Origin of the sequence: Streptomyces sp. NPDC058796, assembly GCF_042745235.1 — a bacterium.
Classification (GTDB): domain Bacteria; phylum Actinomycetota; class Actinomycetes; order Streptomycetales; family Streptomycetaceae; genus Streptomyces.
In genome coordinates this window covers 134,156-150,128 of sequence record NZ_JBHYOP010000013.1, presented here as the reverse complement: position 1 = coordinate 150,128, position 15,973 = coordinate 134,156, and the positions used below count along the sequence as shown (strand labels likewise).

The window sequence follows — 15,973 nt, the reverse complement described above, 5'->3', positions numbered from 1 at the left end:
GCGGGGCCGGCTCAGCCGAAGCGCTCGATCCGGATGCGGTCCACCGGTTGACCGGCCGCCACCAGCAGGCGCGAGGCGTGCTCCGCGAAGGAGTTGGAACCGCACACGTACGCCTCCCAGCCCCCGGCGGGCGGCTCGGACAGCAGCGGTGCCAGGTGCGCGGCCGTCATCCGGCCCACGGGTGTCCCGGCCGGCGCGCTCCGGGTGAAGACGGGCACCGTCTCCGGACCCAGCTCACGGGCGTAGATCAGCTCCTCGGGGCTGCGCGCGGACACCAGCATCCGCAGCGGCACCGTCAGTCGCCGCGCCCGGTGGTGCCGGACCATCGACATCAGCGGCACGACCCCGGAGCCCGCGCCCAGCAGCAGCGCCGGCCGGTCACCGGGCCAGGCGAAGAAGCCGCTCAGCGGGCCGCGCACCTCGATCCGGTCACCGGGCCGGGCCACCCGGTGGAACCAGCCGGACACCTCGCCGTCCTCGACGTGGTCGACGGTCAGTTCGATGTGCCCCGAGTCGTCCGGCGCGGATGCCAGTGAGTAGTGCCGCTGGGCCACGTACCCGTCTTCGGCGGTGAGCCGCAGCATCAGGTGCTGGCCGGGCAGGTGGCCCGCCCACCCGGGCACCGCGAGCCGGAAGGTGGACGCGCGGGGCGTCTCCCGGCGGACCTGCGCGAGGGTGGCCGTCTGCCACCTCGCGGCCACCTCGCCCGCCACCTCGATGCGTCCCGGCACGGCGAACCGCGTCGGGGGCGCGAAGGGCGCTGTCGTCTGCGTCGCCGTCTCAGTCACCGGAGTACCGCTGCTCCTCGAAGGGGTTGCCGCGCGCGTGGTAGCCGTTCCGCTCCCAGAAGCCGGGCTCGTCGTGGTCGAGGAGTTCCAGACCGGCGATCCACTTGACGCTCTTCCAGAAGTACAGGTGCGGCACGATCAGCCGCGCCGGGCCGCCGTGCTCGGGCGCGAGCGGCCGCCCGTCGTACTCCCGGACGATCCAGGCGCGCCCGCCCGTCAGATCCGCGAGCGGCAGGTTCGCCGTGTATCCGGTGTGCGCGTACGCGACGGCGTGCGTGGCGGACGGCAGGGGAGCCGACGCCTCCAGGAAGGTGTCCACGGACACGCCCGTGAACCGCACCCCGAACTTCGACCAGCCCGTCACACAGTGGATGTCGCCCGCGTACGCCGACTCCGGCAGGCGGTGGGCGCCGGCCCAGTCCCAGGTGCGCTCCTCGGTGACCAGGCCGCCGACGCGGAACGTCCAGTCGGCGGCCGCCAGGTCGGGCGTGACCTCGGCGGACAGCACGGGCCAGTCGTCGCCGGCGTCGTACTGGCCGGGCGGCAGCCCCGGCCGGGCCCCGCGCGGGCGCCCGGTGAAGCCTCGGGTGGTGTTCATGCGGTGCGGCCTTTCGGACCGGCGCGAGGGGGTGCCACGGCCGGCGTGATCAGTGCGTACCGGTCAACCGTACGCGGCCGGGAGCGGGATCTCAGTCCTGGTCCCCGCCGGCCGGAGCGGCCGGCCACGCGTTGTACCGCTCCAGGTACGCGGAGAAGCGGGCGAGGTCCTCCCCGGACCAGTCCGCGAGCCGCTCCCGGACCGCGGCCCGGCGGCTCTCGGTGACCTGGGCCAGGATGCGCCGCCCGGCCCGTGTCAGGTGCAGTACCTGGACGCGGTGGTCGTCCGGGTCGACGCGGCGCTCGACGAGCCCGGCGCGCTCCAGGGCGGACACCTGGCGGCTGACGGTGGACTTGTCCAGGGCGTAGTGGGCGGCCAGGTCGGTGGCCCGGCAGCCGTCCCGCTCCTCCAGGTGTCCGAGCAGGGTGTACGACACCAGGGACAGCTCCGGGTGCATGCGCCCGGCCGACGCGCGGGCGCGGCGGGCGAAGGCCGTCATCTCCCGCTGGATGGTCTCCACGGCCGCGTCCGCGGTGCGGCCGCCGGGGGTGACAGTCGTCTCATCGTGCGTCTCGGCCCTCGTCACGGGTCCTCCTCCTGCATGGCTAGTTGTATAGTACAACTGGAAAGAGGGTTGTATAAGCCAACTAGTTTGGCGGCCGCCTCCGGCCGCCCATTGGAGGATGTGCGCGATGAAGTCGCACGCCCTGCGCCACGTGCTGACGCATCTGATCACCCCGCTGCTGATGTGCGTCGGCATGGGACTCGCCTACATGGGGGCCTTCGTCACCCCCGAGCCGAACCACCTCCCGGTCGCCGTCGTCGGCTCCGGACCCGAGGCGAAGGTCCTCGCCCAGTCGGTGAAGGACGAGGCGGGCGACGCCTTGGACGTGCGGACCGTCGCGAGCCGCGCCGACGCCGTCCGTCTCCTGGAGGCCCGCGACATCACCGGCGCCTACGTGCCGGGCGAGGCGCCCGAGGTCCTGGTGGCCACCGCCGCCTCCGACATGGGCGCCATGGCCGCCGAGAAGGTCTTCACCCCGCTCGCCGAAGAGCAGGGCGTCCCTGTGGAGGTGACCGATGTCGCCACCCCGGTCGACGACGACCCCACCGGACAGGGCCTGTTCTTCCTGCTGATCGCGGTCAGCATCGGCTCCTACGCCTCGGTCGCCGCCCTCGGCGCCGCCGGAGCCGCCCTGTCCATGCGGGTGCGGGCCCTGCTCACGCTCGGTGTCTCCGTGGTCGTCAGCGGCATCGGGGCCCTGCTCGCCGGGCCGGTGTTCCACCTCGCCCACCACGACCTCGCCGGTGTGTGGGGCATGGCCTGGCTGTACGCCGCGGGCATCCTGTTCATCGGCGTCGGCCTGCACACCTTCCTCAAGCGGTGGACCACGCTCGCCATGATGGTGCTGTTCGTGATGCTCAACTTCACCAGCTCCGGCGGTCTGTTCCGCCCCGAGCTGCAGAACGGCTTCTTCGGCACCCTGCACGCCTTCTGGAACGGCGCCGGGTTCGTCGAGGGCACCCGCGGCCTGCTGTACTTCGACGGCGACGGGCTGGGCCGCAGCGTGTGGACGCTGCTCGCCTGGCTGCTGCTCGGGCTGCTGGTGACGGCGGTCGCCGCCCTGCGTGAGCGCGCCGCCACGGCGCCGGCTCCGGTCACCGCCGGCAAGCACGCGAGGCCGGACGGCCGGGAGGCCGGCGCGGAGGCGGAAGCGGACGAGGAGGCCGAGGAGTCCGTCGGCGTCTGATCGTTGGGGTAGGGTGACCGTCGGCCGCGGACAGCCCCCGGCCGCCGGACACCTGGGAGGTGAGACCCATTACCGCTGTGTCGGCCCTGGTGCTCTCACCTCACGGCAGTGCGGTCCCCGTCAGCGGGTGACCCTGAGAGCGCCCTTCGGTTCTCGAAAGGCTCTCGGCTTCCATGCCTCAGCTGTTCTCCACGCCTCACCTTCCTTCCCCCTTCTCGGCCGCCTTCCCCTCGTACGACTCCGTCGTGACCGCGCTGCGCGCCGCGGGCTGCGTCTTCGCCGAGGACGAGGCGGAACTGATCCTGGCCGCCGCCCGCACCGCCGACGAGCTCACCGCGCTGGTGGACCGCCGTTCCACCGGGCTGCCCCTCGAACTCGTCCTCGGCTGGGCCGGGTTCCGCGGTCTGCGCGTCGCCGTCACGCCCGGGGTCTTCGTACCCCGCCGCCGTACCGAGTTCCTGGTGACCGAGGCCCTGGCGCAGGCGCCGGACGCGGCCGTCGTCGTGGACCTGTGCTGCGGTTCCGGCGCCGTCGGTGCGGCCCTGGCCGCCGCGCTCGACCGGCCCGAGGTGCACGCCGCCGACGTCGACCCGGCCGCGGTCGCCTGTGCCCGCGGCAACCTCGCCGGTTCCGGCGGCCGGGTGTACGCGGGGGACCTGTTCGACGCGCTGCCCGACGCGGTGCGCGGCCGCGTGGACATCCTCGCGGCCAACGTGCCCTACGTCCCCACCGGCGAGGTCCCCCTGCTGCCCGCCGAGGCGCGGGAGCACGAGCCGCTGGCCGCCCTCGACGGCGGCGCCGACGGCCTGGAGGTGCTGCGCAGGGTCGCCGCCGGGGCACCGGACTGGCTCGCGCCCGGTGGCTGCCTGCTGGTCGAGACGAGCGGACGCCAGGCACCGGCGGCCGTCGACGCCTTCACCCGGGCGGGGCTCGTGACCCGTCTCGCGGTCTGCGAGGAGCTGTACGCCCATGTGGTGATCGGCGTCAGGGAGCCTGGCCCGGGCTAGGCGCGTCCGGCGGCGTGGCCCGGGCGATCAGCAGGGCCACGTCGTCGGAGTTCTCCGGCTCGTGCAGGGTGCGCAGGAGCAGGTCGCACACCTCTTGCAGCGGGCGGTCAGGGCCCTCCAGCAGCGCGAGCAGCGCGTCGAGCCGCTCGTCCAGCGGATGCCTTCGGGTCTCGACGAGACCGTCGGTGTAGAACACCAGCCGGTCGCCCGGATCCAGGTCCACGGTGGTGGTGGAGAACGGGACACCACCCACTCCCAGCGGCACCCCGGTGGGCAGGTCCAGCAGCTCCGGCGGACGGCCCGCCCGCAGCCGGACCGGGGGCAGGTGGCCGGCGTTGGCGATCCGGCACTGCCGCAGGTGCGGGTCGTGGACGGCGTAGACGCAGGTGGCGATGGCCTGGTCGAGGCCGGCCGTGGTCCGGTCGAGGTGTTCGAGCAGGAACGCCGGATCGAGGTCGAGGGCGGCCAGGGTGTTCGTCGCCGTGCGCAGCCGCCCCATGGAGGCCGCCGCCGCGATGCCGCTGCCCATCACGTCGCCCACCACGAGCGCCGTCTTGCAGCCCGCCAGTTCGATCACGTCGAACCAGTCGCCGCCGACCTCGCTGGTGGCCTCGGCCGGCTGGTAGCGGGAGGCGACCTCCAGCCCGCCCGTCACCGGCGGATGACTGGGCAGCAGACTCCGCTGGAGGGTGAGGGCGGCGTCGCGGGCGTTCTGGTACCAGCGGGCGTTGTCGATCTGGAGCGCCGCCCGGACGGCCAGCTCCCGGGCCAGCAGCAGGTCGTCCTCGCCGAACGGCAGCGGATTGCGCATCCGCTTGAGGTCCAGGGCGCCGAGCACCTCGCCCCGCGCGATCAGCGGCACGGCCAGGTAGGAGTGCACGCCCGCCCGGCGCAGCAGCTCGGCCGCCTCGGGGGAGCGGGCGATCCGCGGCAGGTCCTCCTCGGCCACCCGCTCCACCATCACCGGCAGCCCCGTGCGCACGCACTCGGTGACCAGTCGGTCCGGCCCGTACCGGGCGACCTGACCGGGCCGGTCGGCCGCCCGCAGCGCCTCGGGGGCGTTCTCCGCCTGCACGGCCAGCGCGCGGATCACGGCCGGCTCGGCCGGACCGAGGGTGCTGCGCCGGCCCTTCACCACCGTCTCCAGCAGATCCACGGCCGCGATGTCCGCGAGGCCGGGCACGGCCACGTCGGCCAGTTCGTGCGCGGTGCGGTCCAGCTCCAGCGTGGTCCCGATCCGGGTCGAGGCGTCCGCCACGGCGGCCAGGCGGCGCCGCGCGGCCTCCGCCTCGACGCCCGCCCGGTGCTGCTCGGTCACGTCCGCCACCGACACGGCCACACCGAGCACGGCACCGACGGCGTCCTCCAGCCGGTACAGCGAGACCGACCAGGTGTGGTCCCGGTCCGGGTCGGCGGGGGTCCGCCCGGTCGCCGCCCGGTCGACCACCGGCCGTCCCGTCTCCAGCACCAGGCGCGCGGCCTCCTCCAGCGGAGCGGCGTCCACCAGCGGCAGCACCTCGCGGACCGTCCGGCCGATGTGCTCCTCGGCCGGCAGGCCGTTCATCCGCTCCAGGGACGGGTTGACCGAGACGTACCGCAGCTCCGTGTCCAGGACGGCGAGTCCGGTCGGGGACTGCCGGATCACCCGCGTGGACAGCGCCACGTCCCGCTCCAGCCGGCGCACCGTCGACCGGTCGACCGCGAGCCCCAGCGCGTAGACGTCCCCCCGGTCGTCCAGCAGGCGCATGTTGCGGAACTCCACCAGCCGCGTCTCACCGTCCTTGCGGCGGATGGGGAACGCCCCGGCCCAGCTCCGGCCGGTCTTCATGACGTCGGCGAACAGCTTCACGACCAGGTCCAGGTGGCGCTCGTGGACCATGATGCGGGCGGCGTACCGCCCCAGCGCCTCCGGCGCCGAGTAGCCGAACAGCTCCTCGGCCTGCGGACTCCACAGCACGATCCGGCCGTCGGTGTCCAGCACCACCGAGGCCACGTTCAGCACGTCGAGCAGACCGCTGGGCCGCACCGGCCCGCGCGACACGGCGTTCCCGTCGAACCCGGCAGACCCGGCTCCACTCATCCCACGCCCCGCCTTCGCCGTTCCACGCGGCACGCACTGTCGATGCCGACTCCCTTGTTCTACCGCGTTCCACCGTGCACAGGGCCGATTCGCCGAGGCCGCTGCCGTCTCCTTCCAGCATCACCCGGCGCGGGAGTGGCCGCCGCCGCACGGAGTACGGGCGGGGCAGGCCCCGGGACGACGCCGGGACTGGACTTGGTCTGTACATGACTGTCGCGTACGGCCAGACTGTCCGCCGAGTGCGTACCGCCCGCCCCCCACCAAGGAGCGCCCGCCCATGCCCCTGCGCGCCCGGCAACGTTGTCTCGCCGCCCTCACCGGACTCGCCGCCCTCACCCTCGCCCTCGCCGGTCCCTCTGCCCAGGCGGCCCCGGCCGCCGGCACCTGGACCGAGGCGGGCTCCGACCGCGCCGACCCGCTGACCGAGAGCCAGGGCCTGGCCTCGGTCGAGGTCCCGGCCGGCAGCCCGAACCGCTACACCGGCATCGGCACCATCCCCCTCGGTCTCAGCGCCCGCGGGTGGAACCACGTCGGCGACCCCGATGCCTCCTACGACGGCCACTACGTCGAGCCGTACCAGCGGGACGACGGGAACACGAAGATGTTCCGCGTGCAGGCGCCCGACGGCCGCTGGTCGGAGTACGTGCACACGCTGAGTCCCGGCGAGGCGCGGAACAACTCCTGGTCCGCGGTCTCGCCCGACGGACAGTGGATGCTGTCCGGCGAGTGGGGCACCATGAACCGGCTCCTCGTCTTCCCGACACCCGGCGTCAACCCGGCCACCTCACCGTCGGTGAACCTGCCGCAGGCGGCCACCGTCCACCTCGACCACGCCGTGCGTGACGTCCAGGGCTGCGACTTCCTCGACGCGACGACGCTGCTCTGCTCCTCCGACGACCCCGAGGGGACCCTCTTCGGCGTCACCAAGCCCCTGCTGCGCATCGACCTGTCCGCCGCCCCGAACGGCACCGCGGACGTCAGCGGCCACGTCACCGCCCTGCGGCAGCTGCCGTTGCGCAGCGCCTGCTCCGGCGACTTCGAGGCGGAGGGCGTCGACTACGACCGCCGTACCGGCACCCTGCGCGTGATCGTCGTGTCGCCGGGCTTCTGCGTGCTGACCGACAGCAAGACCTACCGCTTCACCCGGGGCTGACCCGCGCCGGTAGTGCTCGGCCCCGGGTGGTGCTTTTCTGGGGATATGGGCCACGAGAGGAGCGATGACGATGGACGGTGAGCGACTGCACCCGGAGTCCGTCTCGGTGGAGCTGAGCGGGTGCAGCAAGGAGGACGCCCGTACCGTGTTCGACGCGCTGTGCGCGTGCTTCTCGTCCGACCGGCGCTCGGACGAGGTGCCCCGGGACTGCCACGAAGTGCGCCCCACCGTGTGGCTCGGCACGTTCGACGTGGCCGACGCCCACGGCGAGTGCGACCCGGCCCGGCTCTCGGCGTCCGTCGAGGCCGACGTGCAGGGCGGCTACTGGGCGATCGAGCGTTTCCGCACCACCCTGGACTCCCTGTTCACCGTGCACGACCTGAGCACGGCCTCCGGGGACCAGGAGCGGGAGCTGCACGTGAGGCTGGAGAGTCACTGACACGAGCCCGCCGGTGCGGCCGTGTGGTGTGCGCCGCCTCTTTGTGCAACTAGTTGCACAAAGAGGCGGCGGTCCTCTACAACAGAGGCACCACACCGCGCACGGAGGGCCCGATGAGCCGATACCCCCACCTGCTGAGCCCGCTGGACCTGGGCTTCACCACGCTGCCGAACCGGGTCCTGATGGGTTCCATGCACGTCGGTCTGGAGGAGGCCGAGCGCGGTTTCGAGCGCATGGCCGCCTTCTACGCAGCCCGGGCCCGCGGCGGAGTCGGCCTCATCGTCACCGGCGGCATCGCTCCCAACGACGAGGGCCGCCCCTACCCGGGCGGCGCCACGCTCACCACCGAGGCGGAGGCCGACCAGCACCGGACCGTCACGGAGGCCGTGCACCGCGAGGGCGGGCGCATCGCCCTTCAGATCCTGCACTTCGGCCGGTACGCGTACCACCCCGACCTCGTCGCCCCGAGCCCGCTCCAGGCGCCGATCAGCCCGCACGTGCCCCGCGAGATGACCGACGCCGACATCGAGCGCACGGTCGACGACTACGTCCGCACCGCCCGCCTCGCCCGCGAGGCGGGGTACGACGGCGTCGAGATCATGGGCTCCGAGGGCTACCTCGTCAACGAGTTCATCGCCGTGCGCACCAACCACCGCACCGACCGCTGGGGCGGCTCGTACGAGAACCGCATGCGCTTCCCCGTCGAGATCGTCCGCCGGGTGCGCGAGGCGGTCGGCGAGGACTTCGTCCTGATCTACCGGCTGTCCATGCTGGACCTGGTCCCCGGCGGCTCCACCCTCGACGAGGTGATCACCCTCGCCAAGGCCGTCGAGGCCGCCGGAGCCACCATCATCAACACCGGCATCGGCTGGCACGAGGCCCGCATCCCCACCATCGCCACCTCCGTGCCGCGCGGCGCGTACACCTGGGTCACCAAGCGCCTCATGGGCGAGGTGTCGGTGCCGCTGGTCACCACCAACCGCATCAACACGCCCGAAGTGGCCGAGCGGCTGCTCGCCGAGGGCACCGCCGACATGGTGTCGATGGCCCGCCCGATGCTCGCCGACCCCGACTTCGTCGCCAAGGCCGCGGCCGGCCGCCCCGAGGCGATCAACACCTGCATCGGCTGCAACCAGGCCTGCCTGGACCACACTTTCAGCGGCAGGATCACCTCCTGCCTGGTCAACCCGCGCGCCTGCCACGAGACCGAGCTGGTCCTCGCCCCGACCCGGCGGCGCAAGCGTCTCGCGGTCGTCGGCGCCGGACCGGCGGGTCTCGCCTGCGCGGTCAGCGCCGCCGAACGCGGCCACGAGGTCACCCTGTACGACGCCGGGAGCGAGATCGGCGGCCAGCTCAACGTCGCCCGCAGGGTCCCCGGCAAGCAGGAGTTCGACGAGACACTGCGCTACTTCCGTACGCAGCTGGCGGCGCACGGCGTCGACGTACGCCTGAACACCCGGGTCGAGGCGGACGATCTGGACGGCTACGACGAGGTCGTCGTCGCCACCGGCGTGACCCCCCGCACCCCCGACATCCCCGGCGTCGACCACCCGAGCGTCGTCGGCTACCTCGACGTCCTGCGCGACGCCGCCCCCGTCGGCGACCGGGTCGCGGTCCTCGGTGCGGGCGGCATCGGCTTCGACGTCGCCGAGTACCTCACCGACGGCGGCGACAAGGCGCACGAGGACCCGGAGACGTACTTCCGCCTCTGGGGCGTCGACACGGAATACCGGACCGCCGGAGGCCTCGCCGCCCCCGAGCGTCCCGCGCCGCCGCGCACCGTCCACCTGCTCCAGCGCAAGACCACCAAGGTCGGCGCGGGGCTCGGCAAGACCACCGGCTGGATTCACCGCACCGAGCTCAAGCACCGCGGCGTCACCATGGTCCCGGGCGTGCGCTACGACCGGATCGACGACGCCGGACTGCACGTCACCGTCGACGGCGAGCCGATGGTGCTGGAGGTCGACACGGTGGTCCTGTGCACGGGCCAGGAGCCCAGCCGCGGCCTGTACGAGGAGCTGCTCGAAGCCGGCCGCGACGTCCACCTCATCGGCGGCGCCGACGTGGCCGCGGAACTGGACGCCAAGCGCGCCATCAAGCAGGGCACCGAGCTCGCGGCGGCGCTGTAGGGGCTGCGTGGGCCGTCCCTAGGATGAGCCCATGTCACTCCCGCACGCGATCCTCACCGCCCTGGTCGAAAAGCCGTCGTCGGGGCTGGAGCTGACCCGCCGGTTCGACCGGTCGATCGGCTACTTCTGGTCGGCCACGCACCAGCAGATCTACCGCGAGCTGGGAAAACTGGAGGCCGACGGCCTGATCCGGGCCGTGCCGGGGCAGCAGCCGGCCCGCGGGCAGAAGAAGTCCTACGAGGTGCTGCCGGCGGGCCGGGACGAACTGGCCCGCTGGACCGCGACCCCGCAGGACCCCAAGCCCCTGCGGGACGCGATGCTGTTGCGGCTGCGGGCGGCGGCCGTGGTCGGCACCACCGGCATCGAGGCGGACCTGCGCCGCCATCTGGAGCTGCACGAGCGGCAGTTGGCGGAGTACGAGGAGATCGAGAAGCGGGACTTCCCGCCGGAGAGGGACAGCACCGAGGACCGGCTGCGGCACCTGGTCCTCCGTGCGGGCATCGACCTGGAGACCTTCTGGACCCAGTGGCTCAGGCACGCGCTGGCGCGAGTCGGCGAACTGCCGGGCCAGGGCGAGCGGCCCTGAGCGCGCCCCGGCTCAGAACCGGTACGGCTTCGACCGCCGGCGCAGGAACCAGGCCGCCGCGATGACCCCGCTGCCGACGAGCGCGCCGCCCGCCACCAGGGTGGCCGTGCCGTAGTCCTGGACGGCCCCGCCGAGACCGCCCAGCACGCCCCGTGACGCGGACGCGGAGGGCGAGGGCGACGGGGACGCGGACCGGCTGGGCGAGGGGGAGGGCGCCGCCGAGACGATGACGGTCTGGGAGCCGGCGGTGCTGTTGTTGGAGCACATGACGATGACGGTGTAGGTGCCCGGACTGATCCCCGACCAGCTGGCACCCTGCCCGGTACTGTTCCCGGTCAGCGCCACCTGGCGCCCCTGGGCGAAGTCCCCCTGACTGCCGGTGATCAGCGAGGCGGTGCCCCAGCTGCCGTTGAGCTGGGCGCAGGCGGTGGTGGTGACCGACACCGTGGTCCCGGTGGTGCTCACCGAGATCCCCGGGCCCGCGGTGGCGGGCCCGGCGGTCAGGGCGACGGGCAGCGCGGCGGCTGCCACGGTCAGGCCGGAGCGGAGAAGTGGCGAAGAGATGCGCATGTGGACTGCCCTCCGGCGGCACGGTCGGCGGTACGTCCCATGCGCCGCCGAGATCGGAAACGCCCGTGCTGCCTCACGGGAAGCCAACAGCGCGGCGTCCGCCCCCGCATGCGGAGCGCGACCGGGCAGGTGACGCGCTCCCCGCCCGGCGCACGGCCGCCCCTCGTCACCCGCCCGCCCCCGTCGTCACCTCCCGCTCCGCCGAGAAGCCGCCCCAGGTCCCGTCCGGCAGCCTGGCCCGCACCCGCACCCGGTGCGTGACGCCGGCCTCCCGCCCCGCGTAGAAGCTGTACTCGGCCCGGTCGCTCTGCGCCTCGTCGCCGTAGACGAGGGAAGTCGCCGGACGGCCGTCCAGGTGGACCTGGTACTCCGTCACCACCCCGTCCGTGCGGGGCGGGGTCCAGTCGAGGTCGATGTAGTAGGCCCCGTCGGCGTGACGGGAGGACGCGCGCAGGGCCGTGGGCGCGGTGGCGCGGCCGTCGTCGGAGCCCTCGGTGGTGAGCCGCACGACGGCCCCGGCGGGGGAGACGTTGTCGGCGGCGTCCCGGGCCCGGACCGTGAAGGAGTAGCGGGTGCCCGGACGCAGTCCCGTGACCACGGCCGCCGTCTGCCCGCCGCCGACGCTGTGCACCTTCGTCCCGCCCTGGTACACGTCGTACGACACCACCCCGCGGTCGTCGGTCGCGGCGGACCAGGTGAGCTGGACCGCCCGGCTGCCCACCGCCCGGCCGCGCGTGTCCCCCGGACGCGTCGGCGCCGAGGCGTCGGTGACCGCGGCGGGGGTGGTCGCCCGTACCTCCCGGCTGGGTGGCCCGAGCCGTCCGTCGGCATCGCGGGCCCGCACGGTGAAGGCGTAGGCCGTCGAGGGGGTCAGCCGGGTGACGTCCACCATGCGGTCGGCGGCGGGCACCTCCGCGGCCGTCGCGCCGCCGCGGTACACCTCGTACGCCTCGGCCCCGTCGACCGCGTTCCACATCACGTGCACCGTCGTCGCGCTGCCCGCCTCGGCGGTGACGCCCGTCGGCGCCCCGGGCAGCGGGCCGTTCTCCCCGCCGTCGTCGCCCGTGCCCCAGCCGCAGGAGGCGACCAGGGCGAGGGCTGCGCAGAGCAGGGCGCAGCGGCGCGGGAGGGGAGGGAAAGGAGCGCGGGAGGGGGCGGTGGGGGCGGGGACGTCTCGCACGGGCGCTGCCTCCGGGGCGACTTCGGACGGACTGGCTGGGGCGACAGGGCCGGCTCGGCCGGCGGCGGCATGGCGGCAATGGTCCGGACCAATATGGCGTGGGTGACGCGATCACATCAAGAGGGCGTGCACCGTCTGGCCCACAAAAGGTGGCGGTGCGAATGATTCGGGGACAGATGTGGCCGAGTGACCGTCCATGTCCCCCAGGAGAGGCCTCAACGTGCGTGTCCAGTCGCTGACACTGGTCGCGGCCAGCGCCGCCCTGCTCGCCCCCACGACGTTCCCCGACGCTCCGCCACCGTCCCGGCCCGGTCCCCAGGCCCCGTTCCGCTCCGGCCACCAGCCCCACGGCGGACCGGACCGCGCGGACCGGTCCGCCCTCCGGATGGGGCCGGTGCCGCCGTCGCGGGACGTGCCGGTTCCGGAGGCCGCCGTGCGCCCCGAGTACGAGGCCGCACCCGGAGCCGGCGCCCGGAGCGAGGGACCCGTCCGCGCCGCCGACCTGCTGGCCAAGGTGCGCGACTGCGACCCCGTCTCCGAGGGCCGCTACCGCAGCGACGCCGGAGCACCGGCCGACATCCCGGTCTGCGGCGCGCGGGGGGCCGTGTTCTGGAAGGCCGACCTGGACGTCGACTGCGACGGCCGGCCCGGCGACCACTGCAACAGCCGCACCGACCCGCATTTCACGCCCGCCACCGCCTACACCCAGTCGGACGGCCGCCCCCTGGACGCCGAACGCCTGCCGTACGTCGTGGTCCCGCAGCCCAGCGACATCTGGGACCACCGAGCGGACGACGTCCGGGGCGGATCGGTCGCGGCCGTCGTCCACGGTGACCGGGTGCGGTACGCCGTCGTCGGCGACGTCGGCCCGCGCGAGCTCATCGGTGAGGCCTCCTACGCCGCCGCCGAATCGCTCGGCATCCCCGCCGACCCGCACGCGGGCGGCACCGACTCCGGCGTGACGTACATCGTCTTCAAGGGCAGCGAGACCGATCCCATCGAGGACGAGGCCGCCGCCGAGAAGACGGGGCAGCGGCTCGCGCGGGAGTTCGTGGACGGCGGGTGAAGCGCGCGCGTGCCGGGGGCGGGGAGAGTGCCCGCCCCGCCCCCCGGCGCACGAGGCGTTCCGGTTCTCGGCCGTGCCGTCCGGTTCCGGATCAGGCCCTCCGGGTCCTGGTCACGCCTTCCGGTAGGAGTACGCTTCCGCGGCAGCCGCCTCGACGGCCGCCAGGCCGGCGCCCGTCGAGGCGGTGACGACCGCGGCCACCGCGCCCTCGACGAACGGAGCGTCCACCAGCCGGGTGTTCTCCGGAAGTTCGTCGCCCTCGGCGAGCAGCGCCTTCACCGTGAGCACCGCGCTGCCCAGGTCGGTGAGGACGGCGACCCCGGCGCCCCGGTCCACGGACGCGGCGGCCGCCGAGACCAGCTCGGAACTGGTGCCGAACTCCCCGGACGCCGTCCCGCCCGCCGGGGCGACGGGCACGGCGGCGCCGCCGCCCGACAGGGCCTTCGCCAGTTCCGCCACCGATGCGGCCACCTGGGCGCTGTGCGACACCAGTACGATCCCGACCAGCTTCCCGTCACTCACCGGCCGCCTCCTCCAGTGCGGCGAACAGCAGCGCGGCAGAGGCGGCGCCGGGGTCCTGGTGCCCGATGCTGCGCTCGCCCAGGTAGCTCGCCCTGCCCTTGCGGGCCTGCAGCGGAGTGGTCGCCTCGGCCCCCTCCTGCGCCGCCGCACGTGCCGCGGCGAACGAGTCGCCGAGGGCGTCCACGGCGGGCACCAGGGCATCGATCATGGTCTTGTCACCCGGCTGGGCGCCGCCGAGCGTCCGGACCGCGTCCACGCCCGTCCGCAACGCCTCGGCCAGCTGCGCCGGGCTGACCTCGGCGTCGTCCCCGAGCGCCTTGCCGCTGCGGCGCAGCAGCGTCCCGTACAGCGGACCCGAGGCGCCGCCGACCGTCGAGATCAGCTGCCGCCCGGCCAGAGTGAGGACCGCCCCGGGTGTGCCGGGTGCCTCCTTCTCCAGCGTGGCCGCCACAGCCGTGAATCCCCGCTGGAGGTTGCTGCCGTGGTCGGCGTCGCCGATGGGTGAGTCAAGGGCGGTGAGCCGTTCCGCCTCACGGTCGACCAGCGTGGCGGTCGCCGTCATCCAACGGCGGAAGAAGTCGGCGTCGAGCACAGGATCTCCTTGCCTGGTAGGTACGTTCCGGTTCCTTCCCCGTCCACCGTCACATGCCCCACCTCAGACCCGGCGTCCGCACCGGCGCGTCCCACAGTCCGAGCAGCTCCTCGTCGATCTCGCACAGGGTGACCGAGGCACCCGCCATGTCCAGCGAGGTGACGTAGTTGCCGACGAGGGTGCGGGCGACGGCGACACCGCGCTCGCCGAGCACCCGCTGCACCTCGGCGTTGAAGCCGTACAGCTCCAGCAGCGGCGTGGCGCCCATGCCGTTGACCAGAACCAGCACGGGGTTGCGCGGGCTGAGGTCGGCCAGCACCGCGTCGACGGCGGCCTCGGCGATCTCGCCCGAGGTCATCATCGGGCGCCGCTCCCGGCCCGGCTCCCCGTGGATGCCGATGCCCAGCTCCAGCTCACCGGCCGGCAGGTCGAAGGTGGGGCTGCCCTTGGCGGGCGTGGTGCAGGCACTGAGCGCGACGCCGAAGCTGCGGGAGCTGTCGTTCACCTGACGGGCGATCGCCTCCACCCGCTCCAGCGGCCGGCCCTCGTCCGCCGCGGCCCCGGCGATCTTCTCCACGAACAGCGTCGCCCCCGTGCCGCGCCGCCCGGCCGTGTACAGGCTGTCCGTCACCGCCACGTCGTCGTCGACCAGTACCTTGGCCACCTGGATGCCCTCGTCCTCGGCCAGTTCGGCGGCCATGTCGAAGTTGAGCACGTCACCGGTGTAGTTCTTGACGACGAACAGCACCCCGGCCCCGCTGTCCACCGCCGCCGCGGCCCGCACCATCTGGTCCGGCACCGGCGAGGTGAACACCTCACCCGGGCAGGCCGCCGAAAGCATCCCCGGCCCCACGAACCCCCCGTGCAGCGGCTCGTGCCCGGAGCCCCCGCCGGACACCAGGGCCACCTTCCCGGCGACGGGAGCGTCCCGCCGCACGATCACCCGGTTCTCGACGTCCACCGTCAAGTCGGGATGGGCGGCCGCCATACCGCGCAGCGCGTCCGCGACGACGGTCTCGGGAACGTTGATCAGCATCCTCATGGGTGCCTCCTAGGCGCGTGGCAGGCGGGTTGTCGGCCTGCGTTCTTGCTGTTCAGAGCGAGTATGGACAGTTCTTGATCTCGGCGGTCCACGGCGGTCGTGAGCTGATTGCGGCGGTACTGATACACCGGCGGGAGCCCCGCAGGGGCAGTATCGACCTTGCGACCGCGCAGGTCACGTGACGCGACGTCCGCAAGGGCGGGGGAATGTCGCTCTGGCAGGCACGGCCGGAACCCAGGCTCGGCCCTGCGCCGGGTCATGCCCAAGGGGCCGGTGCTCTCCTGCACCAGGGCCTGGGGCCGGCCTGCGGCCACGTGGAAGAGGCCGAGACGGCCGTTGCGAGGAGAGGCACGGAACGGCGAATGAGGGCATCTGCTGCATGGGCCGAGCCGGGCTGCAGGTGGCCGATGGAACGCCGGGCAGCTGCCCTCGACGGCGCAGCTGGGCCGTGCGCCCCTTCACGCCGCAGC

At 73.7% G+C, this 15,973-nt stretch carries 16 protein-coding genes; 7 read left to right on the top strand and 9 right to left on the bottom strand.

Translation table 11 applies throughout. The features are described 5' to 3' along the window. Positions 1-11: 11 nt before the first annotated feature. The 3 genes from ACFW47_RS29540 to ACFW47_RS29530 all read right to left on the bottom strand — a co-directional run bounded on the left by ACFW47_RS29540 (position 12) and on the right by ACFW47_RS29530 (position 1,972). The gene (locus ACFW47_RS29540; RefSeq protein ID WP_386307624.1) at positions 12-788 is read right to left on the bottom strand and encodes a ferredoxin reductase; all 777 of its coding nucleotides are present in this window, start codon (positions 786-788) and stop codon (positions 12-14) included. Continuing rightward, positions 781-1,386: a sulfite oxidase-like oxidoreductase gene (locus tag ACFW47_RS29535; protein ID WP_386286503.1), complete on the bottom strand. Its 606-nt coding sequence runs from the start codon at positions 1,384-1,386 to the stop codon at positions 781-783. The genes ACFW47_RS29540 and ACFW47_RS29535 overlap by 8 nt, the downstream gene beginning before the upstream one ends. A gap of 91 nt (positions 1,387-1,477) precedes the next feature. After that, on the bottom strand, positions 1,478-1,972 hold the full coding sequence (locus tag ACFW47_RS29530) for a MarR family winged helix-turn-helix transcriptional regulator (RefSeq protein WP_386307623.1): 495 nt from the start codon (positions 1,970-1,972) through the stop codon (positions 1,478-1,480). Positions 1,973-2,078: 106 nt separating this feature from the next. Here ACFW47_RS29530 and ACFW47_RS29525 point away from each other — a divergent pair, with 106 nt between their 5' ends. Together ACFW47_RS29525 and ACFW47_RS29520 are read left to right on the top strand one after the other, a co-directional pair. Then, the gene (locus ACFW47_RS29525) at positions 2,079-3,137 is read left to right on the top strand and encodes a hypothetical protein (RefSeq protein WP_386307622.1); all 1,059 of its coding nucleotides are present in this window, start codon (positions 2,079-2,081) and stop codon (positions 3,135-3,137) included. 173 nt (positions 3,138-3,310) lie between these two features. Beyond that, positions 3,311-4,144: a putative protein N(5)-glutamine methyltransferase gene (locus ACFW47_RS29520; RefSeq protein WP_386286498.1), complete on the top strand. Its 834-nt coding sequence runs from the start codon at positions 3,311-3,313 to the stop codon at positions 4,142-4,144. Here the strand turns inward: ACFW47_RS29520 and ACFW47_RS29515 are convergent. Further along, complete coding sequence (locus tag ACFW47_RS29515) at positions 4,122-6,224, bottom strand: SpoIIE family protein phosphatase (protein ID WP_386307621.1); 2,103 nt, start codon at positions 6,222-6,224, stop codon at positions 4,122-4,124. The two genes, ACFW47_RS29520 and ACFW47_RS29515, sit on opposite strands and share 23 nt — an antisense overlap. Before the next feature lie 277 nt (positions 6,225-6,501). Between ACFW47_RS29515 and ACFW47_RS29510 the strand changes: the two genes are divergently transcribed. The 4 genes from ACFW47_RS29510 to ACFW47_RS29495 all read left to right on the top strand — a co-directional run bounded on the left by ACFW47_RS29510 (position 6,502) and on the right by ACFW47_RS29495 (position 10,531). Then, entirely contained in the window at positions 6,502-7,377 is an 876-nt protein-coding gene (locus ACFW47_RS29510; protein ID WP_386307619.1) for a hypothetical protein, read from the top strand. Positions 7,378-7,447: 70 nt separating this feature from the next. Further along, positions 7,448-7,816: a hypothetical protein gene (locus tag ACFW47_RS29505; protein ID WP_386286494.1), complete on the top strand. Its 369-nt coding sequence runs from the start codon at positions 7,448-7,450 to the stop codon at positions 7,814-7,816. A gap of 113 nt (positions 7,817-7,929) precedes the next feature. After that, positions 7,930-9,945 (top strand): FAD-dependent oxidoreductase, encoded by a 2,016-nt coding sequence (locus ACFW47_RS29500; protein ID WP_386286492.1) that lies wholly within the window; start codon positions 7,930-7,932, stop codon positions 9,943-9,945. A gap of 31 nt (positions 9,946-9,976) precedes the next feature. Beyond that, complete coding sequence (locus ACFW47_RS29495) at positions 9,977-10,531, top strand: PadR family transcriptional regulator (RefSeq protein WP_386286491.1); 555 nt, start codon at positions 9,977-9,979, stop codon at positions 10,529-10,531. Positions 10,532-10,543: 12 nt separating this feature from the next. On the opposite strand, the gene ACFW47_RS29490 is transcribed toward ACFW47_RS29495, so the two are convergent. Beyond that, positions 10,544-11,101 carry a hypothetical protein gene (locus tag ACFW47_RS29490; RefSeq protein ID WP_386286489.1) on the bottom strand — a complete coding sequence of 186 codons (558 nt, stop codon included), beginning with the start codon at positions 11,099-11,101 and terminating at the stop codon, positions 10,544-10,546. A gap of 166 nt (positions 11,102-11,267) precedes the next feature. Beyond that, positions 11,268-12,281 carry a fibronectin type III domain-containing protein gene (locus ACFW47_RS29485; RefSeq protein ID WP_386307618.1) on the bottom strand — a complete coding sequence of 338 codons (1,014 nt, stop codon included), beginning with the start codon at positions 12,279-12,281 and terminating at the stop codon, positions 11,268-11,270. A 220-nt stretch (positions 12,282-12,501) separates the two neighbouring features. On the opposite strand from ACFW47_RS29485, the gene ACFW47_RS29480 reads away from it, so the two are divergent. Next, positions 12,502-13,347 carry a glycoside hydrolase family 75 protein gene (locus ACFW47_RS29480; protein WP_386286485.1) on the top strand — a complete coding sequence of 282 codons (846 nt, stop codon included), beginning with the start codon at positions 12,502-12,504 and terminating at the stop codon, positions 13,345-13,347. A gap of 111 nt (positions 13,348-13,458) precedes the next feature. Here the strand turns inward: ACFW47_RS29480 and ACFW47_RS29475 are convergent, their stop codons facing one another. From ACFW47_RS29475 to dhaK, 3 genes are read right to left on the bottom strand one after another with little or no spacing between them, the layout of a single operon-like run. Continuing rightward, positions 13,459-13,869 carry a PTS-dependent dihydroxyacetone kinase phosphotransferase subunit DhaM gene (locus ACFW47_RS29475; RefSeq protein WP_386286484.1) on the bottom strand — a complete coding sequence of 137 codons (411 nt, stop codon included), beginning with the start codon at positions 13,867-13,869 and terminating at the stop codon, positions 13,459-13,461. Next, positions 13,862-14,461 carry a dihydroxyacetone kinase subunit DhaL gene (dhaL, locus tag ACFW47_RS29470; RefSeq protein ID WP_386286482.1) on the bottom strand — a complete coding sequence of 200 codons (600 nt, stop codon included), beginning with the start codon at positions 14,459-14,461 and terminating at the stop codon, positions 13,862-13,864. The genes ACFW47_RS29475 and dhaL overlap by 8 nt, the downstream gene beginning before the upstream one ends. A 49-nt stretch (positions 14,462-14,510) precedes the next feature. Then, positions 14,511-15,503: a dihydroxyacetone kinase subunit DhaK gene (gene dhaK / locus ACFW47_RS29465; RefSeq protein WP_386286481.1), complete on the bottom strand. Its 993-nt coding sequence runs from the start codon at positions 15,501-15,503 to the stop codon at positions 14,511-14,513. Positions 15,504-15,973 lie beyond the last annotated feature (470 nt).

Excerpts from the sequence above, each read along its gene's own strand:
- ACFW47_RS29500 (WP_386286492.1), top strand. The coding sequence starts at position 7,930 with ATGAGCCGATACCCCCACCTGCTGAGCCCGCTGGACCTGGGCTTCACC.
- ACFW47_RS29515 (WP_386307621.1), bottom strand. The coding sequence starts at position 6,224 with ATGAGTGGAGCCGGGTCTGCCGGGTTCGACGGGAACGCCGTGTCGCGC.
- ACFW47_RS29520 (WP_386286498.1), top strand. The coding sequence starts at position 3,311 with ATGCCTCAGCTGTTCTCCACGCCTCACCTTCCTTCCCCCTTCTCGGCC.
- ACFW47_RS29535 (WP_386286503.1), bottom strand. The coding sequence starts at position 1,386 with ATGAACACCACCCGAGGCTTCACCGGGCGCCCGCGCGGGGCCCGGCCG.
- ACFW47_RS29525 (WP_386307622.1), top strand. The coding sequence starts at position 2,079 with ATGAAGTCGCACGCCCTGCGCCACGTGCTGACGCATCTGATCACCCCG.
- ACFW47_RS29495 (WP_386286491.1), top strand. The coding sequence starts at position 9,977 with ATGTCACTCCCGCACGCGATCCTCACCGCCCTGGTCGAAAAGCCGTCG.
- ACFW47_RS29505 (WP_386286494.1), top strand. The coding sequence starts at position 7,448 with ATGGACGGTGAGCGACTGCACCCGGAGTCCGTCTCGGTGGAGCTGAGC.
- dhaK (WP_386286481.1), bottom strand. The coding sequence starts at position 15,503 with ATGAGGATGCTGATCAACGTTCCCGAGACCGTCGTCGCGGACGCGCTG.
- ACFW47_RS29490 (WP_386286489.1), bottom strand. The coding sequence starts at position 11,101 with ATGCGCATCTCTTCGCCACTTCTCCGCTCCGGCCTGACCGTGGCAGCC.
- ACFW47_RS29510 (WP_386307619.1), top strand. The coding sequence starts at position 6,502 with ATGCCCCTGCGCGCCCGGCAACGTTGTCTCGCCGCCCTCACCGGACTC.